27 protein-coding genes and 3 pseudogenes are annotated in these 26337 nt (G+C 71.0%); 9 read left to right on the plus strand and 21 right to left on the minus strand.

The features are described from left to right. Positions 1-109 precede the first annotated feature (109 nt). Complete coding sequence (locus tag M8J74_RS26725) at positions 110-988, plus strand: ABC transporter permease (protein WP_249838908.1); 879 nt, start codon at positions 110-112, stop codon at positions 986-988. A gap of 17 nt (positions 989-1005) precedes the next feature. Here the strand turns inward: M8J74_RS26725 and M8J74_RS26730 are convergent, their stop codons facing one another. Then, complete coding sequence (locus tag M8J74_RS26730) at positions 1006-1347, minus strand: Rv1322 family protein (RefSeq protein WP_058923127.1); 342 nt, start codon at positions 1345-1347, stop codon at positions 1006-1008. Between the two features lie 220 nt (positions 1348-1567). On the opposite strand from M8J74_RS26730, the gene M8J74_RS26735 reads away from it, so the two are divergent. Continuing rightward, positions 1568-2596, plus strand: coding sequence for an LLM class flavin-dependent oxidoreductase (locus M8J74_RS26735; RefSeq protein ID WP_249838909.1), 1029 nt, complete (start codon positions 1568-1570; stop codon positions 2594-2596). Positions 2597-2678: 82 nt separating this feature from the next. Here M8J74_RS26735 and M8J74_RS26740 read toward each other — a convergent pair whose 3' ends face one another. Beyond that, on the minus strand, positions 2679-3071 hold the full coding sequence (locus tag M8J74_RS26740; protein WP_058923129.1) for an SCO5389 family protein: 393 nt from the start codon (positions 3069-3071) through the stop codon (positions 2679-2681). Between the two features lie 254 nt (positions 3072-3325). Here M8J74_RS26740 and nucS point away from each other — a divergent pair, with 254 nt between their 5' ends. Continuing rightward, positions 3326-3997 carry an endonuclease NucS gene (nucS, locus tag M8J74_RS26745; RefSeq protein ID WP_249838910.1) on the plus strand — a complete coding sequence of 224 codons (672 nt, stop codon included), beginning with the start codon at positions 3326-3328 and terminating at the stop codon, positions 3995-3997. Between the two features lie 64 nt (positions 3998-4061). Here nucS and M8J74_RS26750 read toward each other — a convergent pair whose 3' ends face one another. The 4 genes and pseudogenes from M8J74_RS26750 to M8J74_RS26765 form a co-directional block, all read right to left on the minus strand. Next, positions 4062-6614 (minus strand): ATP-binding protein, encoded by a 2553-nt coding sequence (locus M8J74_RS26750; RefSeq protein WP_249838911.1) that lies wholly within the window; start codon positions 6612-6614, stop codon positions 4062-4064. 257 nt (positions 6615-6871) lie between these two features. Beyond that, entirely contained in the window at positions 6872-7195 is a 324-nt protein-coding gene (locus M8J74_RS26755) for an STAS domain-containing protein (RefSeq protein WP_058923131.1), read from the minus strand. 170 nt (positions 7196-7365) lie between these two features. Continuing rightward, a complete protein-coding gene (locus M8J74_RS26760; RefSeq protein ID WP_249838912.1) occupies positions 7366-8214 on the minus strand; it encodes a 3-hydroxyacyl-CoA dehydrogenase family protein in 849 nt (282 codons plus the stop codon). Between the two features lie 138 nt (positions 8215-8352). After that, positions 8353-8798 (minus strand): annotated as a pseudogene (locus M8J74_RS26765) (TetR/AcrR family transcriptional regulator); the annotation flags it as partial. Between M8J74_RS26765 and M8J74_RS26770 the strand changes: the two are divergent. From M8J74_RS26770 to M8J74_RS26780, 3 genes and pseudogenes are all read left to right on the plus strand, one after another. Further along, positions 8798-9094 (plus strand): annotated as a pseudogene (locus M8J74_RS26770) (ABC transporter ATP-binding protein); the annotation flags it as partial. The pseudogenes M8J74_RS26765 and M8J74_RS26770 sit on opposite strands and share 1 nt — an antisense overlap. 57 nt (positions 9095-9151) lie before the next feature. After that, positions 9152-9450, plus strand: a pseudogene (locus tag M8J74_RS26775) (hypothetical protein); the annotation flags it as partial. Between the two features lie 13 nt (positions 9451-9463). Then, positions 9464-10036 carry a cob(I)yrinic acid a,c-diamide adenosyltransferase gene (locus M8J74_RS26780; protein ID WP_249838913.1) on the plus strand — a complete coding sequence of 191 codons (573 nt, stop codon included), beginning with the start codon at positions 9464-9466 and terminating at the stop codon, positions 10034-10036. 25 nt (positions 10037-10061) lie between these two features. Here the strand turns inward: M8J74_RS26780 and M8J74_RS26785 are convergent, their stop codons facing one another. The 5 genes from M8J74_RS26785 to M8J74_RS26805 are packed head-to-tail and all read right to left on the minus strand — an operon-like array spanning position 10062 to position 13464. Then, positions 10062-10262, minus strand: a complete 201-nt coding sequence (locus tag M8J74_RS26785; protein ID WP_249838914.1) for a hypothetical protein — start codon at positions 10260-10262, stop codon at positions 10062-10064. Beyond that, positions 10262-10663: a hypothetical protein gene (locus M8J74_RS26790; protein WP_249838915.1), complete on the minus strand. Its 402-nt coding sequence runs from the start codon at positions 10661-10663 to the stop codon at positions 10262-10264. The genes M8J74_RS26785 and M8J74_RS26790 overlap by 1 nt, the downstream gene beginning before the upstream one ends. A 55-nt stretch (positions 10664-10718) precedes the next feature. Then, complete coding sequence (locus M8J74_RS26795; protein ID WP_249838916.1) at positions 10719-12182, minus strand: sensor histidine kinase; 1464 nt, start codon at positions 12180-12182, stop codon at positions 10719-10721. Beyond that, positions 12179-12871, minus strand: a complete 693-nt coding sequence (locus M8J74_RS26800) for a response regulator transcription factor (protein ID WP_249838917.1) — start codon at positions 12869-12871, stop codon at positions 12179-12181. The genes M8J74_RS26795 and M8J74_RS26800 overlap by 4 nt, the downstream gene beginning before the upstream one ends. Positions 12872-12885: 14 nt before the next feature. Beyond that, entirely contained in the window at positions 12886-13464 is a 579-nt protein-coding gene (locus M8J74_RS26805; RefSeq protein ID WP_249838918.1) for a hypothetical protein, read from the minus strand. Positions 13465-13616: 152 nt separating this feature from the next. Between M8J74_RS26805 and M8J74_RS26810 the strand changes: the two genes are divergently transcribed. The 3 genes from M8J74_RS26810 to M8J74_RS26820 all read left to right on the plus strand — a co-directional run bounded on the left by M8J74_RS26810 (position 13617) and on the right by M8J74_RS26820 (position 17436). Continuing rightward, positions 13617-14849 carry a sensor histidine kinase gene (locus M8J74_RS26810; protein ID WP_249838919.1) on the plus strand — a complete coding sequence of 411 codons (1233 nt, stop codon included), beginning with the start codon at positions 13617-13619 and terminating at the stop codon, positions 14847-14849. Then, positions 14846-15484, plus strand: coding sequence for a response regulator (locus M8J74_RS26815; RefSeq protein WP_249838920.1), 639 nt, complete (start codon positions 14846-14848; stop codon positions 15482-15484). Before M8J74_RS26810 ends, M8J74_RS26815 begins: the two co-directional genes overlap by 4 nt. A gap of 125 nt (positions 15485-15609) precedes the next feature. Then, the gene (locus M8J74_RS26820; RefSeq protein WP_249838921.1) at positions 15610-17436 is read left to right on the plus strand and encodes a glycoside hydrolase family 18 chitinase; all 1827 of its coding nucleotides are present in this window, start codon (positions 15610-15612) and stop codon (positions 17434-17436) included. A gap of 362 nt (positions 17437-17798) precedes the next feature. Here the strand turns inward: M8J74_RS26820 and M8J74_RS26825 are convergent, their stop codons facing one another. The 10 genes from M8J74_RS26825 to M8J74_RS26870 form a co-directional block, all read right to left on the minus strand. After that, positions 17799-18245, minus strand: a complete 447-nt coding sequence (locus M8J74_RS26825) for a DUF2550 domain-containing protein (protein ID WP_249838922.1) — start codon at positions 18243-18245, stop codon at positions 17799-17801. A gap of 142 nt (positions 18246-18387) precedes the next feature. Continuing rightward, entirely contained in the window at positions 18388-18762 is a 375-nt protein-coding gene (locus tag M8J74_RS26830) for a F0F1 ATP synthase subunit epsilon (RefSeq protein WP_058923145.1), read from the minus strand. A gap of 111 nt (positions 18763-18873) precedes the next feature. After that, complete coding sequence (gene atpD / locus M8J74_RS26835; RefSeq protein WP_058923146.1) at positions 18874-20310, minus strand: F0F1 ATP synthase subunit beta; 1437 nt, start codon at positions 20308-20310, stop codon at positions 18874-18876. Further along, entirely contained in the window at positions 20310-21227 is a 918-nt protein-coding gene (locus tag M8J74_RS26840) for a F0F1 ATP synthase subunit gamma (RefSeq protein ID WP_058923147.1), read from the minus strand. Before M8J74_RS26840 ends, atpD begins: the two co-directional genes overlap by 1 nt. A 21-nt stretch (positions 21228-21248) precedes the next feature. After that, positions 21249-22838 carry a F0F1 ATP synthase subunit alpha gene (gene atpA / locus M8J74_RS26845; RefSeq protein ID WP_249838923.1) on the minus strand — a complete coding sequence of 530 codons (1590 nt, stop codon included), beginning with the start codon at positions 22836-22838 and terminating at the stop codon, positions 21249-21251. A gap of 120 nt (positions 22839-22958) precedes the next feature. After that, complete coding sequence (locus M8J74_RS26850; RefSeq protein WP_249838924.1) at positions 22959-23774, minus strand: F0F1 ATP synthase subunit delta; 816 nt, start codon at positions 23772-23774, stop codon at positions 22959-22961. After that, positions 23771-24319 (minus strand): F0F1 ATP synthase subunit B, encoded by a 549-nt coding sequence (locus M8J74_RS26855; protein WP_058923150.1) that lies wholly within the window; start codon positions 24317-24319, stop codon positions 23771-23773. The genes M8J74_RS26850 and M8J74_RS26855 overlap by 4 nt, the downstream gene beginning before the upstream one ends. A gap of 39 nt (positions 24320-24358) precedes the next feature. Next, entirely contained in the window at positions 24359-24598 is a 240-nt protein-coding gene (gene atpE / locus M8J74_RS26860) for an ATP synthase F0 subunit C (RefSeq protein ID WP_046591560.1), read from the minus strand. Positions 24599-24674: 76 nt separating this feature from the next. Continuing rightward, positions 24675-25493: a F0F1 ATP synthase subunit A gene (atpB, locus tag M8J74_RS26865; protein WP_503005391.1), complete on the minus strand. Its 819-nt coding sequence runs from the start codon at positions 25491-25493 to the stop codon at positions 24675-24677. 225 nt (positions 25494-25718) lie between these two features. Then, on the minus strand, positions 25719-26156 hold the full coding sequence (locus M8J74_RS26870) for a Cg1360 family ATP-synthase-associated protein (RefSeq protein ID WP_058923151.1): 438 nt from the start codon (positions 26154-26156) through the stop codon (positions 25719-25721). Between the last annotated feature and the right edge of the window lie 181 nt (positions 26157-26337).

Genomic DNA, 26337 nt, shown 5'->3' on the forward strand with positions numbered 1-26337 from the left:
CCCCGCAGCCCGCCGCTCCGGCGCAGCCGCCGAGCCCCCCGCAGCCGGCGCCGGAAGGTTCCGCCACCTCCGCCGCCCCCGCCGACCTGACCAAGCCCGAGGACGCCCGATGAGCACCCCGCAGCCCCCGATGCCGCAGGCCGCCGCACCCGACTGGCAGGCGCCGGCGCCCGGTTCGCCGTATCCCGGCTACACCTCGCCGATCCCCGTGGTGCGCACCCATCTCGGGCACGCGCTCGCCTCGGAGTGGACGAAGATCAGGTCGGTCCGGTCGACCATGTGGACGCTCGGCGTGTTCGTACTGCTCGTGGTGGGCATCGGCCTGCTGGTCGCCGCGCTGGTGAGCGCCAACGAGTCGGACGGCAGCCTGTCGGGCGAGAACCCGCTGTCCTTCGGCGTCTTCGGCCTGCTGCTGGGCAGCATCTGCATCATCACGCTCGGCGTGCTGACCACGGCCTCCGAGTACGGCACCGGGATGATCCGCACCACGATGACCGCGTGCCCGTCCCGCGCCCGCGTGCTCGCGGCGAAGGCGATCGTGTTCTTCGCGGTCGCGTTCACCGTGACGTTCGTGTCGGTGCTGCTCGTCGCGCTCGCCGATGTGGCCATGCTGAGCTCGGCCCGGACCCCGTCCGGCGAGGAATGGCTGAAGGGCACCCTCGGCATCTCGTTCTACATCGCCCTGCTCGGACTGCTCTCGCTCGTCATCGGCTCGGTCATCCGGCACTCGGCGGGCGCCATCACGATCATGATCGGCCTGGTGCTGGCGCCGCTGGTGATCGCGCTGTTCATGTTCTCCCAGGCGCTGGAGGACCTGCGCCAGGCGCTGTTCGAGTACTCGATCCCGAACCAGCTGGCCGTGTTCTACTCCAACTCCCTCAGCGACACCGGCGGCCCGAGCGGCTGGGACCCGCTGTGGATCGCCCTCGGCGTCACGGCCGCCGCGTTCGCCGGCGCGGTCGCCCTGCTCAACAGCCGGGACGTGTGAGCCTGGCGGGAGCCCCGTCAGAACTTCGGCGCGTTACGGGACCGCTGCACCCGCGTGGTGCGGCGGTCCTTCGCGTTCCAGCACGCCTTGTGCCAGTGCCGGCGCTCGTCGACGCCCGAGTGCTCCGGCCAGGCCACCACGTGCGGCACCCCGGAGGCGATCATCTGGTCGCAGCCGGGGCAGCGGTAGGTCTTGCCCTGCGCACTCGCGCCCGCCACGTGCCGCACGCTCCACTCCTCGCCCTGCCAGCTCTCCGTGGACTGCCAGCCGCCGTAGCGGCCGGGGCGGTCGTCCTCGGCGCTGCGGCCGGACGAGCCCGACGGATCGGAGCCCTTGGGTCGGTTGCGACGCGGGGACACGGAACACCTCACGGGGCTATACAGGAAGCACGGTTCGTGTCCAGCCTACGGTCCCGGAACCCGGGTACGCGGAGGGCACCGACCCCCCGGGGCCCCTCCGCGACGGCCCGTTCTGCAGACAATCCGCAAATCTCTTCGCCAGGCCGTGACCCCAGCACGTGTCACACGGTTATGCCGGGTGGGGGAGCTCCATGTCGGAGCCAAGGAAGCAGGAAAAGCAATGCGCGTTGGAAGTTTCGTGTTGTCCGCCCAGTTCCCGGGACAGGGTCATGGGGAGGCGCTGCACCGCGCGGTCCGGTCGGCGGAGGTCGCCGAGGAGGCCGGTCTGGACTCGGTCTGGCTGGCCGAACACCACTTCGTGCCGTACGGGACCTGCCCGTCGGCGATCACCCTGGCGGGGTTCCTGCTGGGCCGCACCCGCCGGCTGCGGGTGGGCACGGCGGTCAGTGTGCTGCCCACCACCCACCCGGTGGCCCTCGGCGAGCAGGCCGCGCTGCTGCACCTCACCTCCGGCGGGCGGTTCTCGCTGGGCGTGGGGCGCGGCGGACCGTGGGTGGACCTGGAGGTGTTCGGCTCGGGTCTGGCCGCCTACGACGAGGGGTTCCCTGAATCACTCGATCTGCTGGTGCGCTGGCTGCGCGAGCCGTCCGTCGGGGCGGCCGGGGACCGGTTCCGGTTCCGTGAGGTCCCGGTCGTGCCCAGGCCGTCGGAGTCGCTGTCGGGTCCCGACGGCCCCGAGGTCGTCGTCGCCTGCACGTCCGCCAAGAGCGTGCGGCTGGCCGCCGAGCGGGCGCTGCCGATGCTGCTCGGCATGCATGTGGGCGACGAGGAGAAGGCGGAAATGGTCGCCCTGTGGCGGCAGTCGGCGCGCGACGCCGGGCACCCCCCGGAGCGCGTCATGGGCGCCGGCCATGTCTCGGCCGGCGTCTGCCAGATCGCGGACCGGCGCACGGACGCGGTGGAGGCGCTGACGAAGGCGATGCCGGGCTGGCTCCGGCAGGGGCTGGACGCGCATGTCACGGTGGACGGCCGGCTCCGGCAGATGCGCGACCCGCTCGCGTACACCGAACTGCTCTGCGGACTGCACCCGGTGGGCACCCCGCGGCTGTGCGTCGACCGGCTCACGGCGACCAGCGAGCGGACGGGCATCTCCCGCTTCGCCCTGCTGGTCGAGGGCTCCGGAGACCTCGCGGCCACCGAGGAGAACGTACGGCGGCTGGGCGCCGAGGTCCTCCCCCACCTCGGCTGACCGCGTGGTCCGGCAGGGGGCTTGCCGCTCCGGTACTTGATGCACCTCCCGCGTACGGAGCGGCAAGCGAGCGGCATGCCGCTCAGCAGTCCCTGAACTCCGGAGACTGGTTGAGCAGCTGACTGCGGACCGAGGTGAAGCGCGCCAGCGTCCCGTCGACGGACGAGTCCAACGGGAACACCGCCACCCGGTGGCAGTTCTGGAAAGCCAGCCGGACACCGAAGTGCCGCTGGAGCGCGCCGCGTATCGCGTCACTCGCGAGCGCACGCAGCAGCTGACCGCGTGCCTGCTCGTCCGGCGGAGGCGTCTGGTTGTCGGCGAACTGTCCGCCGTCGACCTTCAGCTGGGCCACCAGGGAGCTGATCATCTCCCACGCGTAGGGCAGGGAGGTCCGGACGCAGTCGACGAATTCTGCTTCGTCGACCTCGCCTCGCTCGGCCTTCTCGAGTAGGGCCGGTGAGACGTCGAGCGACATGGGTTCTCCTCTCGCACCCCTGTGATCGACAGGGGTTGCCGGACAGATAAGGGAGTTCGCGATACCGACACGCTGTGTACACGCCTCGCGACCTCCCGTTTATACGGTAGGCAACGGACCGTGACGGCACCAGGAGATTGCGTACATAGGGGGTCCCCTTTAGGCACACAATCGGCCACAACCGAACAGGGGCGGTCAGTCGTCTTCTGGGGCGAATCGCGTCGACACCTGCCCGTCGAGTAGCGTTGCCGACCATGCGTCTCGTCATCGCCCGATGCTCCGTCGACTACGCGGGCCGGCTCACCGCCCATCTCCCCTCCGCGCCCCGCCTGATCCTGGTGAAGGCGGACGGCAGTGTGTCGATCCACGCGGACGACCGTGCCTACAAGCCCCTGAACTGGATGTCCCCGCCCTGCACGCTGAAGGAGGGCGCGGGCGACGACGAGGGCGTCTGGACCGTCATCAACAAAACGGGCGAGAAACTCATCATCACGATGGAGGAGGTCCTCCACGACTCCTCGCACGAACTCGGCGTAGACCCGGGCCTGATCAAGGACGGCGTGGAAGCACACCTTCAGGAGCTCCTCGCCGACCGCATAGAGACCCTCGGCGAGGGCTACTCCCTCATCCGGCGCGAGTACATGACCGCCATCGGGCCCGTCGACATCCTGTGCCGGGACGCCGAGGGGCAGACCGTGGCGGTGGAGATCAAGCGACGCGGCGAGATCGACGGCGTCGAGCAACTCACCCGTTATCTGGAGCTGTTGAACCGCGACCCGCATCTGGCCCCGGTCCGCGGCATCTTCGCGGCACAGGAGATCAAACCGCAGGCCCGCGTCCTGGCCACCGACCGCGGGATCGGCTGCGCGGTGCTGGACTACGACGCGCTGCGCGGCATCGAGGACGACAAGCTGCGGCTGTTCTGAGCGACGGCGGTACGGCGAAGGGGCCGCGTTCCACGGGGAACGCGGCCCCTTCGGTGTGCCCGGCTCAGATCACCCCGCCCGAGCCGTCGCTCGCGGGCGCGCTGACCGAAGCGGTCGTCTGCGCCGGGGCGCTCGACGACGCCGGGGCGCCGGAGGCCGGGCCGCTGGCCGTCGTGGACGTGGAGGGGGGCGCCGCCGTCGACGATGCTGAAGGCGAAGGCGAGGCCGGGGTGCTCGGTGACGTCGACGGGCTCGAAGACGACGTGCTCGGCTTCGGCGACGAGGGGGACGACGACGTGGGCGGCTTGGACGGCGACTTCGACGGCGAACTCGACGAACCGCCGCCGCCGGAACCCTTCGTGCCGCTCGGCCTCGCCGACGGGGTGGCACCGTTGTCGGACGGCGGCGTCGGGTCGTCCGAGGTGCCGTAGGTGCCGTCGGGGCCCGGATCGGTCGGCCGGCTCGTGGCCGTGCCGGTGTCGCCGCCCTTGTCGGTCTTCGGCTTGTCCGCGCCGAGGGAGCCGTCGTCGACGCCCTGGCTGGCGGACGGGTTCACCCCGACCTTGTCGGAGGGGTTGTTGGCGTCGTTGTTGGAGGTCGCGCCGAGCGTCACCACCGTGCCCAGCACGGCGACGAGCAGCGCGCCCGCGCCGGCCGCCACCAGGTTGCGGCGGGCGAGGCCGCGGATGCCCACGCGGTGGGCCTTGGGCGGGTGCCCGGACGACGCCGACCGGTTGACGACGATCGTCGCGCCCTCGCCCGTGGAAGGGGCCGCGGGCCGCGCGGGCGGGAAACCCGCGAGGACCGCCGGGACACCGCCCGGCGGCGACTGGGACTCCTCGTAGCGGGCGTCCGGCACCTCCTCGCCGGCCGCCGAGACGAGACCCGGTGCCGTGCCGGTGCGGTCGGCGACCAGGGCGAGGGCGCGCCGGGCGGCGACCGTGCCGCGCTTGTCGGATATGGCGCCGCGCAGAGCGAGGGAGGTCTCCAGCTCGGTGCGGGCCCGGTCGAACTGTCCGTCGCAGAGGGCGAGGACGCCCAGCTCGTGGTGGAAGTAGGCCTGTTCGGACACCTCTTCCGCCAGCCGGGACGCCTCGGCGCCGGAGCGCAGGGCGCGTTCCCAGGCGCTGAAGTCCAGCCCCGCGGCGAAGGCGGGCGCGGCCGTGCGGGCCAGCTGGACGGTGACGGCCTCCTCGCCCTCCGCGGGCGGGGTGGTGCCCGGCACCAGGGCGCCGAGAGCGGCGAGCAGGGCGTCGGCCTCGGCGCACACCCGCTCCGGGGTGACCGACGGATGCCCGGCCCACCAGGCGTAGTGCTGGGCGGCGGTCCGGGCGCGGGCCTCGATGTCGTCGTTGTAGCCGGCGGCCTCCAACTGCTGGAGCACGCCGGCGGCGAGGCGGTAGCGGGAGCCGACCGGGGAGACCAGCCCGCAGGAGGCCAGTTCGCCGAGGGCGGCGTCGGCGTGGGTGTCGCCGACGAGCGCCGGCAGGTGGGCCTGGTGGGGCACCTCGCCGCCGAGGGCGACCGCGAAGCGCAGGGTCGCGCGGGCCGACGGGCTCAGCCGGGCGGCGAGCAGCGGGGCGGGCGCGGCGGCCTCGCCGAGCGAGGGCAGCGGTACGGCGTCGTCCTCGGCGTCGAACGGGGCGTCGAAGGGCGCGTCCACGGGCAGGGAGTCGGCGAAGACTCCGAACTCGTCGACGGCGCCGACCCCGGCCCGCTGCTGGTCCCGCTGGCGCAGCAGGGCGCCGGCCTGGACGAACCGCAGCGGCAGGCCCTCGGACTCGAACCAGAGGTCGCCGGCCCAGTTGGCCTCCTCCTCGGTGAGCGCCCGGCCGGCGACGCGCTCGATGATGTCGACGCCGCCCGCCCGTTCCAGGCCGCCGAGGACGACCTCCTCGACGGCGGAGTCGGCGGAGGGCGCGGGCACGTCGGGCGTGGCGCCGATCACGAAGGCGCACTCGGGCGTGGCGTCGAGCAGCTCGTCGAGGGCGGCGCCGCCGAACTCGATGTCGTCCAGGACGACGACCGCGCCGATCTCCCGGACGAGGGCGAGCAGTTCCTCCCGCTCCGGGCGGTACAGGGGCGCGGCGTAGACGGCGTAGAAGAGGTCGTGGAGCAGTTCCCCGGCGCTGCGGTGGAAGCCGTTGAGGCGGACGACGCCGTCGGGGGCGAGGTCCGCGCAGTCCTCCGCGACCAGGTCGAGCAGGGCGGTGCGGCCGGAGCCGGCGGGTCCGGTGAGGCGTACGGAGCGGCCGCGGGCGAGCAGGCGGACCAGCGTCTCGCGCTCGTCCTGGCGTTCCAGGAGCGGCAGGGCGGCCGGGGCCGGTCCCGGCGGGACGGGTGCCCGGGCGGCGCGGGCCGCCTCGGCGCGCTCGGCAGCGGTGAGCTTCCCGGGCCGGGCCGGTCGCTCGCCGGGCGGACAGGGCTCTATCTCGCTGCCGTCGACGGGATTGACGGTGAGCAGGTGGTCGCCCGTGACGAGTTGCACCGTGCGGGCGAGCGCGGGCGTGTGCTGTCCGAAGTCGGGTGTGAGGGGGTCCCTGGGCGGGCGCTGGCGCGACGCGCCGGTGTCGCCGTCATGGCCGTAGCCCTCGGGTCCCCGGTTGTTCGGGTCCATAGGTCAAGCCCCCCAAAAGCGATCGTGTGCCGATACAGCCCCTCCCGGCCTTGTCGCACACTCCGCTGTCGCTTCTGGCTCGGTGCCCGCTCGAGGGTTTCGCTGGCGGCGGGCAGCCGAACCCTAAACCTTCGCTCAGTATCTACGACAGCCCGGGGTACGGCGCCGCCCGAGACGTCACAGTGTCGTGTGGATCGCGCTGACCTGCGTCTCCCGGCCGGAATGTCCGGCCCCGTGCGCCCCACGCGTGCCAGATGTCACACGCGGGGCAGCGACTCCGCCCCGATGCCCCCCTCGATCGCCAGGATCCGGTGCAGCCGGGTGGCCACCAGCAGGCGCTGCATCTGCGGCGGTACGTCGCGCAGCACCAGGCGCCGGCCGCAGCGGCCGGCCCGCCGGTGGACGCCCATGATCACCCCGAGTCCGGTGGCGTCCCAGGAGTCCAGTTCGGACAGGTCGAGCACGAGGTCGCCGACTCCGTCGTCGACGGCGGAGTGCAGGACCGTGCGGGCGTCCGCCGCGCTGCGCACGTCGAGGCGGCCCCCGACGACCAGCTCGGCGTGGTCGCCCCTGATGAACATAAGCGCTCCCCGTGAGTGCGTGGTCGTACTCCGTGACGGTGGCTGTGCATCGTCTGACTGCTCCAGCGGCGACGAGGTTGCCGTCTGTGAGCGAACCGATACCGAATTCACCCCCGCGAGTGATGCTCCCGGGGTTTGTGCGGTTTCAGTGGCTGGACGTACCGATGTGGTCAGTACGTGTAGAAGCCCTGCCCGCTCTTGCGCCCGATGTCACCGGCGTCAACCATCCGGCGCATCAGCTCCGGCGGCGCGAACTTCTCGTCCTGCGACTCGGTGTAGATGTTGCTGGTGGCGTGCAGCAGGATGTCGACGCCGGTCAGGTCCGCCGTCGCCAGCGGGCCCATCGCGTGGCCGAAGCCCAGCTTGCAGGCGAGGTCGATGTCCTCGGCGGTGGCGACGCCCGACTCGTAGAGCTTGGTGGCCTCCACGACGAGGGCGGAGATGAGCCGGGTGGTGACGAAGCCGGCCACGTCGCGGTTGACGACGATGCAGGTCTTGCCGACGGACTCGGCGAACTCCCGCGCGGTGGCGAGGGTTTCGTCGCTGGTCTTGTAGCCGCGGACCAGTTCGACGAGCTGCATCATCGGCACCGGCGAGAAGAAGTGGACGCCGACGACCCGCTCGGGGTGCTCGGTGGCCGCCGCGATCTTGGTGATCGGGATCGCGGAGGTGTTGGACGCCAGCACGGTGTCCTCGCGCACGATCTTGTCGAGCGTGCGGAAGATCTCGTGCTTGACCTCCAGCTTCTCGAACACGGCCTCGACGACGATGTCGGCGTCGGCGGCCGCGTCCAGATCGGTGGTCGCGGTGATGCGGGCGAGGGCGGCGTCGGCGTCGTGCGCCTCCATCTTCCCCTTGCTCACGAACTTGTCGTACGAGGCCTTGATGCCGTCGGTGCCGCGCCGGAGGGCCTCGTCCGTGACGTCCCGCAGGACGACGTCCCAGCCGGCCTGGGCCGAGACCTGGGCGATACCGGAACCCATCAGGCCGGCGCCGATGACGGCAAGCTTCCGTGCCACGTTTGCGACTCCCCTTTGAAACGCCTTGCACCATGTCGATGTATGTCTCTTCGGCGGACCTTAGCGTTCGTGAGGTGCCGTGTGTCCGGTAAGTAATGCGCGTCACGTCTCATCTGACGGACATCACACCGGCAGGGGTCATACGACGCCACGGACGGCGTAGTTGAGCGCCTTCTCGCCCAACGGCTCCTCGATGTCGTCGAGGAGGCCCAGCACCTCTCGTGACACTTCGCGTGGATCGCGCCCCTTGACCATCTCGCGCCGAATGACCGCCATGACGGCACTGTGCGCCCGGCCCAGCTGACCGGCGATCAGGTGGGGCAGCGGGTCGTCGTCGGCCGCGCCCGCCTCCTCGCGCAGCGCCGCCTCCAGGTTGTCCTGGTCCTCCTGGCCGATGGCCCACAGCCGGGAGCGCAGCCCGGCATCAGGCCGAGCCGCGGCGAGACCGCCTCGGCCTCCTCGCGCGGTTCCCGCAGGACGGCGTCGGCGGCCGACTCCCCGTCGCGCCGCCCGCGCACCCACCGGGCCAAGCGATCGCCCACGTCGCCGGAGCGGTCGAAGAAGAGGTCTTCCTTGGCGGGGAATCGACGAACCCACGACCGGCCTGAACCCCGCCGACCGCGCCGACCTGTGGGACCTGGTGCGCCGGCTGCGCGACGAGCACGGCACCACGGTGTTCCTGACGACCCACTACCCGGACGAGGCGGACGCCCTCGCCGACCGCCTGGTCGTCGTCGACCGGGGCGTGGTCGCCGCCCAGGGCACGCCGAGCGCCCTGAAGCTGCGCCACGCCGGCTCCATCGACGCCAGCCTGCAGAACACCGTCCTCGCCATCACCGGCCGGGGCCCGGCCGAGGCCGACCCCGCCCCCGTAGCCGTACAGGAATCCGGAAGAGATGCTGCTCCACGACACCGGCCTGATCTACGGCCGCTACCCCTCGTCCCCGGGCTGCTGCTCCAACTGGGCCTGTTCGGGGCCGCGTTCGCCGGATTCACGATCATCATGGAGAACGGCCGGGGCTTGGTGGAACGGATGCGGGTGACCCCGGTCAACCGGCTCGCGCTGCTGTGCTGTCCCACTTCGTGCCGTTCCGCTATCCGGTGGACGTGGTGCGGGACGCGTACGTCGGGTCGTATGTGACATGGCACATGGCGTACGGCGTCCTCGTCGCCCTCGGATTCGCCCTGCTCGCCGTGACAGTGGGCACACGCGTCTTCCGTACGGCCGGGGCGTAATTACGCTGGCCGCATGGTCAATCTGACACGTATCTACACCAGGACCGGCGACCAGGGCACGACCGCCCTCGGCGACATGAGCCGGGTCGCCAAGACCGACCTCAGGATCTCCGCGTACGCCGACGCCAACGAGGCGAACGCGGTGATCGGGACGGCGATCGCGCTGGGCGGTCTCGACGAGGAGGTCGTCGAGGTCCTCACCCGCGTGCAGAACGACCTGTTCGACGTGGGCGCGGACCTGTCGACGCCGGTCGTGGAGAACCCCCAGTACCCGCCGCTGAGGGTCGAGCAGTTCTACGTCGACAAGCTGGAGGCGGACTGCGACCGCTTCAACGAGCGGCTGGAGAAGCTGCGCTCCTTCATCCTGCCGGGCGGCACCCCGGGCGCGGCCCTGCTGCACCAGGCCTGCACGGTCGTACGGCGGGCCGAGCGCTCGACGTGGGCGGCGCTGGAGGTGCACGGCGAGGCGATGAACCCGCTCACCGCGACCTACCTGAACCGCCTGTCGGACCTGCTGTTCATCCTGGCCCGCACGGCCAACAAGGACGTCGGGGACGTGCTGTGGGTGCCGGGCGGGGAGCGCTGAGGCCCCCCGCCCGGCGCCCTTCCTCTCAGTTGCCGTCCCGGGCCGCGTCCTCGTCCGACTTGGCGAGCGCGGACTCGGCGTCGGCCACCTTCTTCTGCATCTCCGAGTAGCCGGACGGCGTGGCGGCGGTCTTGTCCGGCGTGGCCGCCGGACCGCCGTCGTGGGCGCAAGCCGTGGTGAGCCCGGCGAGCAGGACGACCGCGGCGGCCCCGAGTCCCGCTCGCATCAGCTCGCGCCCTCGTGGTGGTCCTTGCACCAGGTCCGGACGTCGGCCAGGTCCTTCTGCCGCTGCCCCAGGGTGGTCAGCAGGGACTTGCGGAAGGTCAGCCGGTCCTGGAGATACGTGGCGATCTCGGTGTGCCCGGCGGCCTTGGCGTTGTCCACGCGCTGCTGCAGGCGGGCGATGGAGCCGCGCTTGTCCGCGCCCGCGTTCAGCCGGGCGAGGGCGCGGTCGATACGGTGGTCGATCTTCGGCGCCCGCTTGCACAGCGCCTGCGCGCCGTCGCCCGTCGGGGCCGCAGCCGGTGACGGGCCGCTCTCGGCGACGGCCGCTCCGGTGGTGCCGGCCAGGACCGCCGCCACGGCCGCGCCCACCAGGAGGGCGCGCCGGGGTCGTCGTACGTTCATCTCTTCCTCCGTTTCCCGCGGACGGCCCCCTGCGTCCGTCCGCTCGCGAGGGAGGCTAGGAAGCGTCTTTGGGGAAACTCTGTGACCGGTTCGTCCCGGCTGTGTCGATCAGCCAGTCGCGGCGCGCGGGCAGCGGGCCGCCGGTCGACGGCAGCCGCACCTCGAAGCGGGCACCCGTCCCGGACGGGCCGTCGGTGACGGTGACGCTCCCCCGGTGCAGGGCCGCCTGCTGGGCCACCAGGGTCAGGCCGAGGCCGGAGCCGTTGCTCGCGGGCCCGCGTGCGAAGCGCGCGAAGATCCGGGCGCGGGCGTCGGCGGGCACCCCGGGCCCGGCGTCGTCGACGGTGACGACGACCTGCCCGCCCGTGCGCCGCACCCCGACTGTCACCGTGGCCCGGCCGTCGCCGTCCCTGCCGTGCGTGAGGGCGTTGGCCAGCAGGTTGTCCAGGAGCAGCCGCAGACCGGGCTCCCAGCCGGGCACCGTCGCACCGGGCTCGGCCCGCAGCGTGATCCGGGCGTCCGGCGCGCGCCGCCGGGCCTCCGCGACCGCCGCGTCCGCCGTCTCCGACACGTCCACGCTGCCCAGGGCCTCCGCCTCCACCAGGTCGCCGCGGCCCAGTTCGCGCAGCATCACCAGCAGGTTCAGCAGCCGGGCGTGCTCGGCGCGCAGGTCGGCCAGGACCTCCGTGCGGTCCGGGTCGGGGAGGTCGGGGTGGGCGGCGAGGATGTCGAGGTTGGTGCCCATGCTCATCAGCGGGGTGCGCAGTTCGTGGGCGGCGGCGGAGGAGAAGGAGCGGGCGGTGTCCAGGGCCTCGGCGGTGCGGGCGGCCTGCTCGTCGTAGCGGGCGAGGACCGTGCGCAGGGTGGCCGCCAGTTCGTCGACCTCGGTGACCCCGCTGGGCTCGTCGGGCAGCCGGGTGCTGCTGGTGCGCGGGTCGAGTCCCGCGGTACGGCGGCCGAGCCGGCGCAGCGGGCCGGTGGCGCCGGTGGCCACGGCGAAGGCGAGCAGGCCGGACAGCGGCACGGCGGTCAGCGTGGTCACCGCCACCCGGCGCCTGACCAGCCGGAGTTGGGCCTGGTCGGCGGCGTTGGGCGAGAAGACCCAGAGGGTGCCGGAGCCGCGCGCGGTGGTGATCGTCCTCGACAGGGCACGCCAGCTGGTGCCGCCGTCGCGGACGGTGACCGGGGTGACCGCGTGCGCGGGCAGCGGGACGGAGGCGTCCGGCTGGGGGCCGCCGCTGAAGCCTGCGTCCGGGCCGACGACGCGGACGCCGACGTCGAGGGCCGCGCTGAAGAGGCGGCGTTCACGGGTGTCGGCGGCCTTGGGGCGGTCGGCGGCGCTGGCCCGCAGCAGGGCGCGGGCGTCGGCGGTCAGGGCGGCGGCCCGGGTGCGGAGGTGGTCGTCCTCGGCGCTGTGCAGGTCGTGGCCGACGAGCCGGAGCAGCAGCCAGCCGGAGGCCAGGACGAGCAGCGGCACGGTGACGCCGACGGCGAGCCCGATCCGGGTGGAGAGCCTCACGGCTCCCGCCTCAGGACGAAGCCCACGCCGCGCACGGTGTGCACGAGCCGGGGCCGGCCGTCCGCCTCCAGCTTGCGCCGCAGATAGCTGACGAACGTGTCGACGGCGTCGGTGCGCACGTCGAAGTCGTAGCCCCACACCCGGTCGAGCAACTGGTCGCGGGTGAGCACGATCCCGGCGTTGCGGGCGAGCACCTGAAGCAGTTCGAACTCCCGCCGGGTCAGTTCCAGCGGGCGGCCGTCGCGCTCGGCGGTGCGGGCGGCGGGGTCGATGACCAGGCCCGCCACCCGCAGCACCTCGCCGGCGGGCGGGCGGCGGCGCAGCAGGGCCCGCAGCCGCAGCACCAGTTCCTGCAAGGCGAACGGCTTGACCAGGTAGTCGTCGCCGCCCGCCTGGAGACCGGCGATGCGGTCGGCGGTCTCGTCCAGCGCGGAGAGCATGAGGACGGGCAGGTCCTGGCCGTCGCCGCGGAGCCGCTCGCAGACCTCGATGCCGCTCATGCCGGGCATCGACACGTCCAGGACGAGCACGTCCGGCGGGGCGTCCCGGACGGCGGCCAGCGCGTCGGGCCCGCTGCCGGCCGTGCGCACCGCGAAGCCGCTCAGCCGCAGGCCGCGCTCCAGCGACCGGCGGATGGCCGCGTCGTCGTCCACGACCAGGACGGCCCCGGAACGTTCCGCCTCGCTCATGCACCCCTCCTCGCTCACCGCCCGGTCAGCGTACGGTCCTCGGTGGGGCGGGCGGCAGCGGTCGCCGGGCGCTTCTTGGGCCGGACCAGGTAGGTGAGGGCGATCAGCCCGTGGACGCCCAGGGCCCGCAGCGCCAGCAGCTGGCAGGACCGCAGGGACGAGGTGTCCCCGTCGCCGACGTACCAGATCGCGGCCTGCAGCAGGGCGCAGGCGACCGCGGCCGCCAGCAGGGTGCGCAGCCACAGGCCGCCCTCGTGGCGGGCGCGGGCCAGGCCGTACCGCGGGGGCTTCGGCGGGCGCGGGCCGCCCGCGAGACGGTGGGCGGCGTGGCCGTCGAGCAGGCGGATCGTCAGGTGGCCGTAGGCGACGGTCCAGCCGAGGTAGAGGGCGGCCAGGCCGTGTTCCCACCCCGGTTCGGCGCCGTTTTCGAGGTCGACCGCCGTCACCGCGAACAGGACCAGCTCCAGCACGGGCTCGCACAGCAGGATCACCACGCCGGTGCGGCGCCACCCCAGCAGATAGCGGACGGCGAGGCCCAGGGCCAGCAGCACCCAGAAGGCCACCTCGCAGGCGATGATCAACGCGACGACCACGGCACGCTCCTCTCGGTCACCCCTCCAGGCTGGCGGCGCCCCCGGCCGTTCTCGTCGTCGGCGGTGACGAACCCGCCGTACATCGAAAGATGCAGTCCAGGACCCTCCCGCGGCATCAGGCGCGGGTCGCCGCCACCGTGTTGGATGGAGTCATGCCGCTCCCCCGCCCGCACCGCTTCGACGTGTTCGTCGCCGTCGGCGGGCTGCTCGGCGGTCTGCTCCTGGTGGCCGTCGGTCTGGTCACCCGGCCCGCCGACGACCCGATCGCCCTGTTCGACGGGCCCTGGCCGATCCTGCCGCCGCTCGTCGTCATGGCCGGCTGCGAGCTGCTGCGCCGCACGGCACCCCGCGCAGCCCTGCTGACCGGGACGGCCGCGGTCTGCGCGGACGTCGTGACCCAGGGGAACCTGGCCACGGTCCTGATGTTCACCGACGTCCTCTACGCGGCCGTGCTGTACGGACCGCTCGCCTCGGCCCGCCGCATCCAGTGGATCACCGGGCTGCTCACGGTGGCCGCGACGCTGGTGCCGTTCGCGGTGTGGCGGGTCCCGCAGGCGCTGCTGATCGGTGTGGTCGTCGGGGTCGTGGCGTACGCGCCGGCCTCGACCGGCTGGATCGTGCGCGACCACCGGGACGCGGCCGAGGCGGCCCGGCTGCGCGCCGAACAGACCGCGCTGCTCGCCGAGATGGACCGCAGTCAGGCGGTCATCGCGGAACGGGCGCGGATGGCGCGGGAGTTGCACGACATGGTGGCCAACCACCTGTCCGCCATCGCCATCCACTCGACGGCCGCGCTGTCCATCGACGATCCCGGGACCTCCCGGGAGGCCCTCGCCGTCATCCGGGAGAACAGCGTCGAGGGGCTTGCCGAGATGCGCCGGCTGATCGGCATCCTGCGCGACGGGCCGGGCGCGCCCAGCGCGGTCCCGACCCTGGACGGCCTGCCCGCGCTGGTCGACGGCGCCCGCGCCAACGGCCTGGACGTCACCCTCGACGCCGGGCACGGTCCGGTCCCCGCGCCCGTGGAACTGGCCGCGTACCGCATCGTCCAGGAGTCCTTGACCAACGCCCTCAAGCACGCCTGCCCCGGTCGCGTGACCGTGCGGCTGGCCCGGCGGGACGGGGTGCTCGACGTGCGGGTGAGCAGCCCGTACGGCGACCGGGACGGGCCGCGCGCGCCCGGTTCCGGGGCCGGGCTGGTCGGCATGCGGGAACGGGCCGCGCTGCTCGGCGGCACGTTCACGGCGGGAGTCGAGGGCACGCTGTGGACCGTGCGCGCCACGCTGCCGCTCACCGAGCCGGACCGGGGCGCCGAAGCGCACCGCCCCGCCACGGCGGACCGCGCCGCCGGGGCACACCGAGACGCCGAAGGAGACCGACCGTGATCCGAGTGCTGGTCGCCGAGGACCAGGCCGCCGTGCGCGCCGGGCTCGTCCTGATCCTGCGCAGCGCCCCCGACATCGAGGTGGCCGGCGAGGCGGCGGACGGGGAGCAGGCGGTGGCGCTGGCCCGCCAGGTGCGGCCGGACGTGGTGCTGATGGATGTTCAGATGCCGTTGCTGGACGGGGTGTCGGCGACCCGGCGCATCACCGGGGAGCGGCTCGCCGACGTGCTGGTGCTGACCACCTTCGATCTGGACGAGTACGTGTTCGGGGCGCTGCGCGCGGGGGCGGCCGGGTTCCTGCTGAAGAACACCGACGCGCAGGACCTGCTGGAGGCGGTGCGCACGGTCGCCCGCGGCGAGGGCCTGATCGCGCCGGCCGTCACCCGCCGCCTGATCGCCGAGTTCGCCGCCGGGCCGGTACGGGAGCCGAGGGACCCGGCGGTCCTCGACGCCCTCACCCGGCGCGAGCGGGAGGTGCTGTCCTGTCTGGGCGAGGGTCTGTCCAACGCGGGTATCGCCGAGCGGCTCGACATGGCCGAGGCGACGGTGAAGACGCACGTCAGCCGCCTGCTGGGCAAGCTGGAGCTGCGCAGCCGGGTGCAAGCGGCGGTGCTCGCGCAGGAGTTGGGTGTCTGAGCGGGCCCCGAAGTCAAGTGGTCCAGACCTATTGACCCGTGGTCCAGACCTTTCTATTCTCGCGACACCGTGGGCGTGAAGGCTCAGTCGCGCCCCCACCCCCTTGACGAAGAGGGAGGCGCAGCATGCGCTTCAGACACAGAGCCGCGGCAGGGTTCGCGACCCTGTTGCTCCCCCTGGCCGGACTGGTCGGCCTCGCGAGCCCCGCCCAGGCCGCGACGAACGCGACCGCCACGTACACCAAGACCCAGGACTGGGGAACCGGCTTCGGCGGTCAGTGGACCATCAAGAACACCGGCTCCAGCAGCATCAGTTCCTGGACCGTCGAGTGGGACTTCCCCTCCGGCACGTCCGTCACCTCCGCGTGGGACGCGGACGTCACGAACTCCGGCACCCACTGGACCGCCAAGAACAAGTCGTACAACGGCACCCTGGCCCCCGGCGCCTCGGTCTCCTTCGGCTTCAACGGCGCGGGCTCCGGCTCGCCGTCCAACTGCAAGCTGAACGGCGACAGTTGCGACGGCACCACGGTCCCCGGCGACGCGGCTCCGTCCGCGCCGGGCACGCCCACCGCCTCCTCCGTCACCGACACCTCGGTGAAGCTGTCCTGGAGCGCCGCCACCGACGACAAGGGCGTCAAGAACTACGACGTCCTGCGCGACGGCAAGGTCGTCTCGACCGTCACCGGCACGAGCTGGACGGACAGCGGCCTCACCGCCGGCACCGACTACTCCTACACCGTCCAGGCCCGTGACACCGCCGACCAGACCGGTCCCGTCAGCGGCGCGGTCGCGGTGCACACCACCGGCGGCACCACCGACCCGCCGCCGACCACCGGCGACAAGGTCAAGCTCGGCTACTTCACCGAGTGGGGCATCTACGGCCGCAACTACAACGTCAAGAACCTGGTGACGTCCGGCTCGGCGGCGAAGATCACGCACATCAACTACGCCTTCGGCAACGTCACCAACGGCCAGTGCGCGATCGGCGACTCCTACGCCGACTACGACAAGGCGTTCACCGCCGACCAGTCGGTCAGCGGCGTCGCCGACACCTGGGACCAGCCGCTGCGCGGCAACTTCAACCAGCTGCGCGAGCTGAAGGCCAAGTACCCGAACATCAAGGTGCTGTGGTCCTTCGGCGGCTGGACCTGGTCCGGTGGCTTCGCCCAGGCCGCGGCCAACCCGGCGGCATTCGCGCAGTCCTGCTACAACCTGGTCGAGGACCCGCGCTGGGCCGACGTCTTCGACGGCATCGACATCGACTGGGAGTACCCGAACGCCTGCGGCCTGAGCTGCGACACCAGCGGGGCGGCGGCCTTCAAGAACGTGATGGCCGCGCTGCGCGCCAAGTTCGGCTCGAACAACCTGGTCACGGCGGCCACCACGGCCGACGGCTCGGCCGGCGGCAAGATCGAGGCCGCCGACTACGCGGGCGCCGCGCAGTACGTCGACTGGTACAACGTGATGACGTACGACTTCTTCGGCGCCTGGGACGCGAAGGGCCCCACCGCCCCGCACTCCCCGCTCACCTCGTACTCCGGCATCCCGAAGGCCGGCTTCACCACGGCCGACGCGATGGCCAAGTTCAAGGCGATCGGCGTCCCCGCGAAGAAGCTGCTCATCGGCATCGGCTTCTACGGCCGCGGCTGGACGGGCGTGACCCAGGACGCACCCGGCGGCACCGCCACGGGCCCGGCGGCCGGCACCTACGAGCAGGGCATCGAGGACTACAAGGTCCTCAAGACGTCCTGCCCGGCAACCGGCACGGTCGCGGGCACGGCCTACGCGCACTGCGGCAGCAACTGGTGGTCCTACGACACCCCGTCGACCATCGCCGGAAAGATGAGCTGGGCCAAGTCCCAGGGACTCGGCGGCGCGTTCTTCTGGGAGTTCAGCGGCGACACGAGCAACGGAGAGCTGGTGAGCGCCATCAGCAGCGGAATGAGCTGACGGCCTGAATCCACCACCTGGGGCGCGCGGCACATGCCGCGCGCCCCAGGCGTGCGCGGCGTGGGGTCATCCGGCCCCTTGGGCGGGAAGGTCGGCAGGTGCGAGGGACCCCTGACCGGGCACATCCTTTATCTCAGGCAATAAGCGGAAGAACGTATTCATGGGGGAAGAATGAAACGCAGGTCCCGCAAGTCGCATGGAAACGCACGGCCCACCGCCTCCCGGGCGGTGTCCTACGGGGGGTTCGCCGGGGCCGCGGCCGCGGCTCTGCTGGCCGCCTCGCCGGTCAACATAACGGTGACGTTCGGCCACGAGACGCGGTCCGTGGTCACCTCGCAGGCGGACGTACCGAACCCGGTGTGTCAGGCCACGTTGACACGCTGACCGGGAGGCGCCGCCTCCAGCCACGCGAGGAAACCGGTCAACGCGTCCTCGCTCATGGCGAGTTCGAGGCGCGTGCCGCGGTGCAGGCAGGTCAGGACGACGGCGTCGGAGAGGAGGGCCAGCTCCTCCTCTCCCTCGGGGAGGCGGCGGCCGGCCACCTCGATCGCGGCGCGCTCCAGGACGCGGCGCGGCCGGTAGGCGTAGGAGAAGACGCGGTACCACTCGATGCGGTCGCCGTTGTAGCGGGCGACGCCGTAGCTCCAGCCTTTTCCGCTGGTGTCGGCCTTCTCGGGGACGTCCCAGCGCAGGGAACAATCGAAGGTGCCCCCGGAGCGCTGGATGAGTCTGCGGCGGAGACCGAAGACGAACAGCGCCAGCACCACGAGTGCCACGACGATTCCGCACACAGTCAGAGCGAGGACCATCGACACCGACCTCCTCGTCTCCTAGGTACCGAATACAGGTAACGGAACGGAAAAAACATCCATATCTGCCTCAGCCGCGGTCGGCGCCGGATTGCTCCGGTGCCGACCGCGGCTGAGTGACGTCATGCGACTCCGCGCGGCCTCAGCGCGTGGCCGCCGCACGCAGTCGTACATCCGCGCGGCGCTCGGCGGCGGCGTCGCCCTCCGCCTTCGCCCGCTCCAGCTCGCGTTCCACGCGCTGGACGTCGATCTCGTCCGACAGCTCGGCGATCTCGGCCAGCAGCGACAGCTTGTCGTCGGCGAACGAGATGAAACCGCCGTGCACCGCGGCGACGACCGTCCCACCATCACTCGTACGGATGGTCACCGGGCCCGACTCCAGCACACCGAGCAGCGGCTGGTGACCGGGCATGACGCCGATGTCGCCGGACGTGGTGCGCGCGACGACCAGGGTGGCCTCGCCGGACCAGACCTCTCGGTCGGCCGCGACCAGCGCGACGTGCAGCTCAGCAGCCAAGGTGGCTCCTCGGGTCACCACCCGGCGGTTCGGCCGGGTGTTGGTTACAAGTCTAGTAGGCGTGAAAGAGGGGGCGGGACGCACCCGCCCCCTCAGTCGAACTCAGGGAGTTCAGGAGACGCCGAGCTCCTTGGCGTTGGCCTTGAGGTCCTCGAGGCCACCGCACATGAAGAACGCCTGCTCCGGGAAGTGGTCGTACTCGCCGTCGCAGATCGCGTTGAAGGCCGCGATCGACTCGTCCAGCGGGACGTCCGACCCGTCGACGCCGGTGAACTGCTTGGCGACGTGGGTGTTCTGGGACAGGAAGCGCTCCACGCGACGGGCACGGTGGACGACGAGCTTGTCCTCCTCGCCGAGCTCGTCGATACCGAGGATCGCGATGATGTCCTGGAGGTCCTTGTACTTCTGCAGGATCGTCTTGACGCGCATGGCGGCGTCGTAGTGGTCCTGCGCGATGTAGCGGGGGTCCAGGATGCGGGACGTGGAGTCCAGCGGGTCCACGGCCGGGTAGATGCCCTTCTCGGAGATCGGACGGGAGAGAACCGTCGTCGCGTCGAGGTGGGCGAAGGTGGTGGCCGGGGCCGGGTCGGTCAGGTCGTCCGCGGGGACGTAGATCGCCTGCATCGAGGTGATCGAGTGACCACGGGTCGAGGTGATGCGCTCCTGGAGGAGACCCATCTCGTCGGCCAGGTTCGGCTGGTAACCCACCGCGGAGGGCATACGGCCGAGCAGGGTCGACACCTCGGAACCGGCCTGGGTGAAGCGGAAGATGTTGTCGATGAAGAACAGCACGTCCTGCTTCTGCACATCGCGGAAGTACTCCGCCATGGTCAGACCCGCGAGGGCCACGCGCAGACGGGTGCCCGGGGGCTCGTCCATCTGACCGAAGACCAGCGCGGTCTTGTCGATGACGCCCGAGTCCGACATCTCCTCGATGAGGTCGTTGCCCTCACGGGTGCGCTCACCGACACCGGCGAACACGGAGACACCGTCGTGGTTGTTGGCGACGCGGTAGATCATCTCCTGGATGAGCACCGTCTTGCCGACGCCGGCACCGCCGAACAGACCGATCTTGCCGCCCTTGACGTACGGGGTCAGCAGGTCGATGACCTTGACGCCGGTCTCGAACATCTCGGTCTTCGACTCGAGCTCGTCGAAGTTCGGCGCCTTGCGGTGGATGGACCAGCGCTCGCCGTCGTAGGACTCGTCGACGTTCAGCACCTCACCGAGGGTGTTGAACACCTTGCCCTTGGTGAAGTCGCCGACCGGGACGGTGATGCCCGTGCCCGTGTCGGTCACCGCGGCCTGGCGGACCAGACCGTCGGTGGGCTGCATGGAGATCGTGCGGACCAGGCCGTCACCCAGGTGCTGGGCGACCTCCAGGGTCAGGATCTTCTTCTCGCCGGCGTTGGCCGGGTCGGCCACCTCGACGTGCAGCGCGTTGTAGATCTCCGGCATCGCGTCGACGGGGAACTCCACGTCGACGACCGGGCCGATGACCCGGGCGACGCGGCCCGTGGCCGTCGCGGTCTCAACAGTGGTGGTCATTAGCGGTCACTCCCCGCGGTCGCGTCGGCCAGGGCGCTGGCGCCACCGACGATCTCGCTGATTTCCTGGGTGATTTCGGCCTGGCGGGCCGCGTTGGCAAGCCGGGAGAGCGTCTCGATGAGCTCACCCGCGTTGTCGGTCGCCGACTTCATCGCGCGCCGGGTGGCGGCGTGCTTGGAAGCGGCCGACTGGAGGAGCGCGTTGTAGATACGGCTCTCCACGTAGCGCGGCAGCAGGGCGTCGAGGACGTCCTCCGCCGAGGGCTCGAAGTCGTACAGAGGGAGGATCTCGCCCTTGGGCGCGGCCTCCTTGGCGACCTCTTCGAGGCTGAGCGGCAGCAGACGGTCGTCGAGGGCCGTCTGCGTCATCATCGAGACGAACTCGGTGAAGACGATGTGGAGCTCGTCCACGCCGCCCTCGGCCGTCTCCTTCTCGATGGCCTCGATCAGCGGAGCCGCGACCTTCTTGGCGTCCGCGTACGTGGGCTCGTCGGTGAAGCCCGTCCACGACTCCGCGACCGTGCGCTCACGGAAGTTGTAGTGGGCGACACCACGGCGGCCGACGATGTAGGTCACGACCTCCTGGCCCTCGCGCTCCAGCCGCTCGGTGAGCTGCTCCGCCTTCTTGATGGCGTTGGAGTTGAAGGCACCGGCGAGGCCGCGGTCGCTCGTCAGGAGCAGCACCGCGGACCGCGTGACCGTCTCGGCCTGCGTGGTCAGCGGGTGCTTGGTGTTCGAGCCGGTACCGACCGCCGTGACCGCGCGCGTCAGTTCCCGCGCGTACGGCGTGGAGGCCGCCACCTTGCGCTGCGCCTTGACGACGCGCGAGGCGGCGATCATCTCCATCGCCTTGGTGATCTTCTTGGTCGCGGTGACGGATCGGATGCGACGCTTGTAGACCCGGAGCTGGGCTCCCATGAGTCAGGTCCCTTCCTTACGTCACTTGGCGGCGGCCGGAGCGTCCTCGCCGAGAAGCTTTCCGTCCGAGGTCTCGAACTGCTTCTTGAACTCGGCGATCGCGTCGGCGACGGCGGTGAGGGTGTCGTCCGACATCTTGCCGCCCTCCTTGATGGAGGTCATGAGGCCCTGCTCCTTGCGGTGCAGGTACTCGAGGAGCTCGCGCTCGAAGCGGCGGATGTCGGCCACCGGGACGTCGTCCATCTTGCCGGTGGTGCCGGCCCACACCGAGACGACCTGGTCCTCGGTCGACATCGGCTGGTACTGGGCCTGCTTCAGCAGCTCGACCATGCGCTGGCCGCGCTCCAGCTGAGCCTTCGACGCGGCGTCCAGGTCGGAACCGAAGGCGGCGAAGGCCTCCAGCTCACGGAACTGGGCGAGGTCGACGCGCAGACGGCCGGAGACCTGCTTCATCGCCTTGTGCTGCGCGGAACCACCGACTCGGGAGACGGAGATACCGACGTTCAGCGCGGGGCGCTGACCGGCGTTGAACAGGTCCGACTCCAGGAAGCACTGGCCGTCGGTGATGGAGATGACGTTGGTCGGGATGAACGCCGAGACGTCGTTGGCCTTGGTCTCGACGATCGGCAGACCGGTCATCGAGCCGGCGCCCATGTCGTCGGAGAGCTTCGCGCAGCGCTCCAGCAGACGGGAGTGCAGGTAGAAGACGTCACCCGGGTAGGCCTCGCGGCCCGGCGGGCGGCGCAGCAGCAGCGACACGGCGCGGTAGGCGTCGGCCTGCTTCGACAGGTCGTCGAAGATGATGAGGACGTGCTTGCCCTCGTACATCCACTGCTGACCGATGGCCGAACCGGTGTACGGCGCCAGGTACTTGAAGCCGGCCGGGTCGGACGCGGGGGCGGCGACGATGGTCGTGTACTCCAGCGCGCCGTTCTCCTCCAGCGCGCGGCGGACCGACGCGATGGTGGAGCCCTTCTGGCCGATGGCGACGTAGATGCAGCGGACCTGCTTCTTCGGGTCGCCGGTGCGCCAGTTGTCACGCTGGTTGATGATCGTGTCGACGGCCAGGGCGGTCTTGCCGGTCTGGCGGTCACCGATGATCAGCTGGCGCTGGCCGCGGCCGACCGGGGTCATCGCGTCGACGGCCTTGTAGCCGGTCTCCATCGGCTCGTGCACCGACTTGCGCTGCATGACCGTGGGGGCCTGCAGCTCGAGGGCACGACGACCGCTGGTCTCGATCTCGCCGAGGCCGTCGATCGGGTTGCCGAGCGGGTCGACGACGCGGCCGAGGTAGCCCTCGCCGACGGCCACGGAGAGCACCTCGCCGGTACGGGTGACCGGCTGACCCTCCTCGATGCCGCTGAACTCACCGAGGACGACGCAGCCGATCTCGCGCTCCTCGAGGTTGAGGGCGAGACCGAGGGTGCCGTCCTCGAACTTCAGCAGTTCGTTGGCCATGGCCGAGGGCAGGCCCTCGACCTTCGCGATGCCGTCGCCGGCAAGGGTGACCGTACCGACCTCCTCGCGCGAGGCCGCGTCCGGCTTGTACGACTGGACGAAGTTCTCCAGCGCGTCCCGGATCTCCTCCGGCCGGATCGTGAGCTCCGCCATCTGGGTTCCCTGCTCTCCTTGTTGGGCCCGAAGTTTCAACTTGGGGGTCTGGGGGCGACCCCCAGGAATCCTCTGCACGGCCCAACTCGGGCCGTCTTACTACGTCGTATTGAGTTGCTGCTAGCTCGCCAGTCGGCGGCCGGCGTCCTCGATGCGGTCCGCGATCGAGCCGTTGATGACCTCGTCGCCGACCTGCACCCGGATCCCGCCGAGGACCTCGGGGTCCACGTCGATGTTCAGGTGCATCTGGCGGCCGTAGAGCTTGGCCAGGGCGGCGCCCAGGCGCTGCTTCTGCCCGTCGCTCAGCGGCACCGCCGAGGTGACGACGGCGACCAGGCGCTCCCGGCGCTCGGCGGCGAGCTTGGACAGGGACTCCAGTCCCGACTCCAGGCTACGTCCCCGCGGCGCGGTCACAAGGCGCGTCACCAGACGCTCGGTCGTCGGGACGGTCCGGCGGTCCAGCAGCCGGTGCAGCAGCTCGACCTTGGCCGAGCCGGTGGCGGCGCGGTCGGTCAGCGCGGCACGCAGCTCGGTGCTGGAGGAGACGATCCGGCCGAACCGGAACAGCTCGTCCTCGACGTCGTCGAGCGCGCCCCGCTTCTGCGCGGCGGTGAGGTCGGCGGTGTTCGCCAGCTCCTCCAGCGCGTCCACCAGGTCGCGCGACTGCGACCAGCGGGAACGCACCATGCCGGACACCAGGTCCACGGCCTGGCCGCCGACCTGGCCGCCGAGCAGACGCTCGGCGAGCGCGGCCTTGGCCTCACCGGCCTGCGCCGGGTCGGTCAGGACCCGACGCAAGCTGACCTCGCGGTCGAGCAGCGCGGTGACGGCGGCCAGCTCGTCGGCGAGCTTCGCCGCGTCGGCGGACGTGGAGTCCGTCAGCGCGTCGAGACGCTCGCGTGCGGCGGCCAGTGCCTCGCGGCTCGCTCCGTTCATCGGGTGGCCTCGGCCTTCTCCTCGAGCTCGTCGAGGAAGCGGTCGATGACACGGCTCTGCCGGGCGTGGTCCTCGAGGGACTCGCCGACGAGCTTGCCGGCCAGCTCGGTCGCGAGGTGACCGACGTCCTGCCGCAGCGCGGACGCGGCGGCCTTGCGGTCGGCCTCGATCTGCGCGTGACCCGCGGCGACGATCTCCTCGCGCTGCCGCTGGCCCTCGGCGCGCATCTCGGCGATGAGCGCGGCACCCTGCTCCTGCGCCTCCTGGCGCAGACGCGCGGCCTCGTGCCGGGCCTCGGCGAGCTGGGCCTTGTACTGCTCGAGAACGCTCTGGGCCTCGACCTGAGCGGCCTCGGCCTTCTCGATGCCACCCTCGATCGCCTCGCGGCGCTCCTCCAGAACCTTGTTGATGTTCGGGAGCAGCTTCTTCCAGAAGAAGAAGAACACGATGGCGAAGGCGATGGTGCCGACGAGCAGTTCGGGGCCGGGCGGGACGAGGGGGTTCTGCTTCTCCTCGGCCGCCAGCTGAACCAGGTTGGCGATCACATCAGTGCCTTTCGTCGATACGTGTCGGGTCAGTAGGTCTTACTGACCGAACACGAACGGCATAACGATGCCGATGAGGGCGAGCGCCTCACAGAACGCGAAGCCCAGGATCTGGTTGGCGCGGATCAGACCGGCCGCCTCGGGCTGACGGGCGAGGGCCTGGGTGCCGTTACCGAAGATGATGCCGATACCGATGCCGGGGCCGATGGCCGCGAGGCCGTAACCGATGGAACCGAGGGAACCCGAGACGCCGGCGGCGAGGTCGATGGCAGCGGACATGCCGTTTCTTCCTTCTCTTTTACGGACCGGTGGGGGTTGGCCACCGGACGACTGGTGGGGGTGGGGCGGACGGTGCTCAGTGGTGCTCGGCGAGAGCGCCCTGAACGTAGGAGCAGGCCAGGAGGACGAAGACGTACGCCTGAACGGCCTGGACGAAGAGCTCGAAGAGGATCATGATCACCGTCATGACGAACGAGACGCCCGCCGCCGGGATCATGTAGCTGTTCAGCAGGTACCAGCTGGCGACGGTGAACATCGCGAGGAGCAGGTGGCCGGCGAACATGTTGGCGAAGAGTCGGACCGCGTGCGTGAACGGGCGGACCAGCACGTTCGAGAAGAACTCGATGATCACGACGAGCGGGAGGACCGCGCCGAGCGACTTGTCGTAGCCGGTGAGGTTCTTGAAGCCGCCGACGAAACCGTGCTTCTTGAAGGTCAGCGACAGCCAGGTGATGTAGACGATCGCGGCGAGCACCGCCGGGAAGGCGATGATCGACGACACCGGGAACTGCGCCAGCGGGATCACGGACCAGACGTTCATGATCCAGATGAAGAAGAACAGCGAGACCATGAGCGGGACGTACTTCTCGCCCTCGCGCTTGCCCAGCGTCTCGTAGACGATGCCCCGGCGGACGAAGTCGTAGCCCGCCTCGCCGACCATCTGCAGCTTGCCCGGGACGACCTTGGCCTTGCCGAAGGCGGCCGAGAAGAAGACGGTGACGATCAGGGTGGTGATGAGCGCGAGCAGCATCACCTTGTTGAACTCGAACCCGCCGACGGTGACGATCGGCTTGAAGAGGAACGAGTGCAGGCCCGGAGCCGGGAAGCCACAGCCGTTGTCGGACAGGATGCGGCAATCCCACTCAAAGGCGAGCTGGGTCGGGTCAGCACTCACCGCGGGCTCCTTCGGCGTGACGCATGGGTTCGGCAACCTCGTTGTGTCGGCGCGGCGCACGGCCGCGGGTCGGCACCGGACTGGTGTTACGGATGTGAGAGCGGCTGGGGGGCTTCGAGCCTCGCGATCGAACAGGCGTCAGCTCAGATGCCCGCGCCCGCGATGCCGCAGTTGGCACCGGACGATAGCAGGAGATCTCGCACGCCCTTATCCCGCCCCTACCTCTCACGACGACGACCCTGTCTTCTCGGGCCTGTCGCTCTTCTCGGAGTCCGGATCGACGTAGAAGATCTTGGACTTCATGTGTGCACGGGCCTGCGTGGCCATCCACACGACGGTCGCGATCACCAGGGAGAGCGCGAACGCCTTGCCGTTGAAGAGAGACGTGCCCTTGAAGACGGCCACGAAGATCATGAGCAGCAGGAGTTGGGCGACGTAGAGCATCAGCCCCATGGCCTGGAACAACTGCGGGAGCGTTTTTGCCGTCCACTGAAGGACGTAGAGACCGAGGCCCATGAACAGCATCGCCAGTACGACACCGACAGCCGCCCCGATCGCGCCCTTGCCGCCGGCGACCGCAGCGCTGACGGCGACGGCGACCACGCCGGCGGCCGCTGTGGGCACAGCGATCGGCAGTAGGTTCCGGACGTCGTTGGACGGCATGGCGGCAACTCCGCTTTCGCAGGGGGGGCAGGGTGTCGTCATGGACGAGCGTAGTCCCGGGGTGAGAGGGGAACTCACGGCCAATGGACCGTCGCACTGCGGTCCTTCGGCTCTGTCCTGGGTTCTCGTGAACCGTATCACAAACTATTTGATGCGGTCTTTACCAAGAAGGTGTGCTCGC

The sequence above is a fragment of the Streptomyces panaciradicis genome, assembly GCF_023516615.1.
In the GTDB taxonomy this organism is placed as follows: Bacteria; Actinomycetota; Actinomycetes; order Streptomycetales; family Streptomycetaceae; genus Streptomyces; species Streptomyces panaciradicis.

What these genes read in the sequence shown, in the direction of transcription:
- M8J74_RS26725 (WP_249838908.1), top strand. Translation starts at nt 110, where the DNA reads ATGAGCACCCCGCAGCCCCCGATGCCGCAGGCCGCCGCACCCGACTGG.
- M8J74_RS26735 (WP_249838909.1), top strand. Translation starts at nt 1,568, where the DNA reads ATGCGCGTTGGAAGTTTCGTGTTGTCCGCCCAGTTCCCGGGACAGGGT.
- M8J74_RS26740 (WP_058923129.1), bottom strand. Translation starts at nt 3,071, where the DNA reads ATGTCGCTCGACGTCTCACCGGCCCTACTCGAGAAGGCCGAGCGAGGC.
- nucS (WP_249838910.1), top strand. Translation starts at nt 3,326, where the DNA reads ATGCGTCTCGTCATCGCCCGATGCTCCGTCGACTACGCGGGCCGGCTC.
- M8J74_RS26750 (WP_249838911.1), bottom strand. Translation starts at nt 6,614, where the DNA reads ATGGACCCGAACAACCGGGGACCCGAGGGCTACGGCCATGACGGCGAC.
- M8J74_RS26755 (WP_058923131.1), bottom strand. Translation starts at nt 7,195, where the DNA reads ATGTTCATCAGGGGCGACCACGCCGAGCTGGTCGTCGGGGGCCGCCTC.
- M8J74_RS26780 (WP_249838913.1), top strand. Translation starts at nt 9,464, where the DNA reads ATGGTCAATCTGACACGTATCTACACCAGGACCGGCGACCAGGGCACG.
- M8J74_RS26785 (WP_249838914.1), bottom strand. Translation starts at nt 10,262, where the DNA reads ATGCGAGCGGGACTCGGGGCCGCCGCGGTCGTCCTGCTCGCCGGGCTC.
- M8J74_RS26790 (WP_249838915.1), bottom strand. Translation starts at nt 10,663, where the DNA reads ATGAACGTACGACGACCCCGGCGCGCCCTCCTGGTGGGCGCGGCCGTG.
- M8J74_RS26800 (WP_249838917.1), bottom strand. Translation starts at nt 12,871, where the DNA reads ATGAGCGAGGCGGAACGTTCCGGGGCCGTCCTGGTCGTGGACGACGAC.
- M8J74_RS26810 (WP_249838919.1), top strand. Translation starts at nt 13,617, where the DNA reads ATGCCGCTCCCCCGCCCGCACCGCTTCGACGTGTTCGTCGCCGTCGGC.
- M8J74_RS26820 (WP_249838921.1), top strand. Translation starts at nt 15,610, where the DNA reads ATGCGCTTCAGACACAGAGCCGCGGCAGGGTTCGCGACCCTGTTGCTC.
- M8J74_RS26825 (WP_249838922.1), bottom strand. Translation starts at nt 18,245, where the DNA reads ATGGTCCTCGCTCTGACTGTGTGCGGAATCGTCGTGGCACTCGTGGTG.
- atpD (WP_058923146.1), bottom strand. Translation starts at nt 20,310, where the DNA reads ATGACCACCACTGTTGAGACCGCGACGGCCACGGGCCGCGTCGCCCGG.
- M8J74_RS26840 (WP_058923147.1), bottom strand. Translation starts at nt 21,227, where the DNA reads ATGGGAGCCCAGCTCCGGGTCTACAAGCGTCGCATCCGATCCGTCACC.
- atpA (WP_249838923.1), bottom strand. Translation starts at nt 22,838, where the DNA reads ATGGCGGAGCTCACGATCCGGCCGGAGGAGATCCGGGACGCGCTGGAG.
- M8J74_RS26850 (WP_249838924.1), bottom strand. Translation starts at nt 23,774, where the DNA reads ATGAACGGAGCGAGCCGCGAGGCACTGGCCGCCGCACGCGAGCGTCTC.
- atpE (WP_046591560.1), bottom strand. Translation starts at nt 24,598, where the DNA reads ATGTCCGCTGCCATCGACCTCGCCGCCGGCGTCTCGGGTTCCCTCGGT.
- M8J74_RS26870 (WP_058923151.1), bottom strand. Translation starts at nt 26,156, where the DNA reads ATGCCGTCCAACGACGTCCGGAACCTACTGCCGATCGCTGTGCCCACA.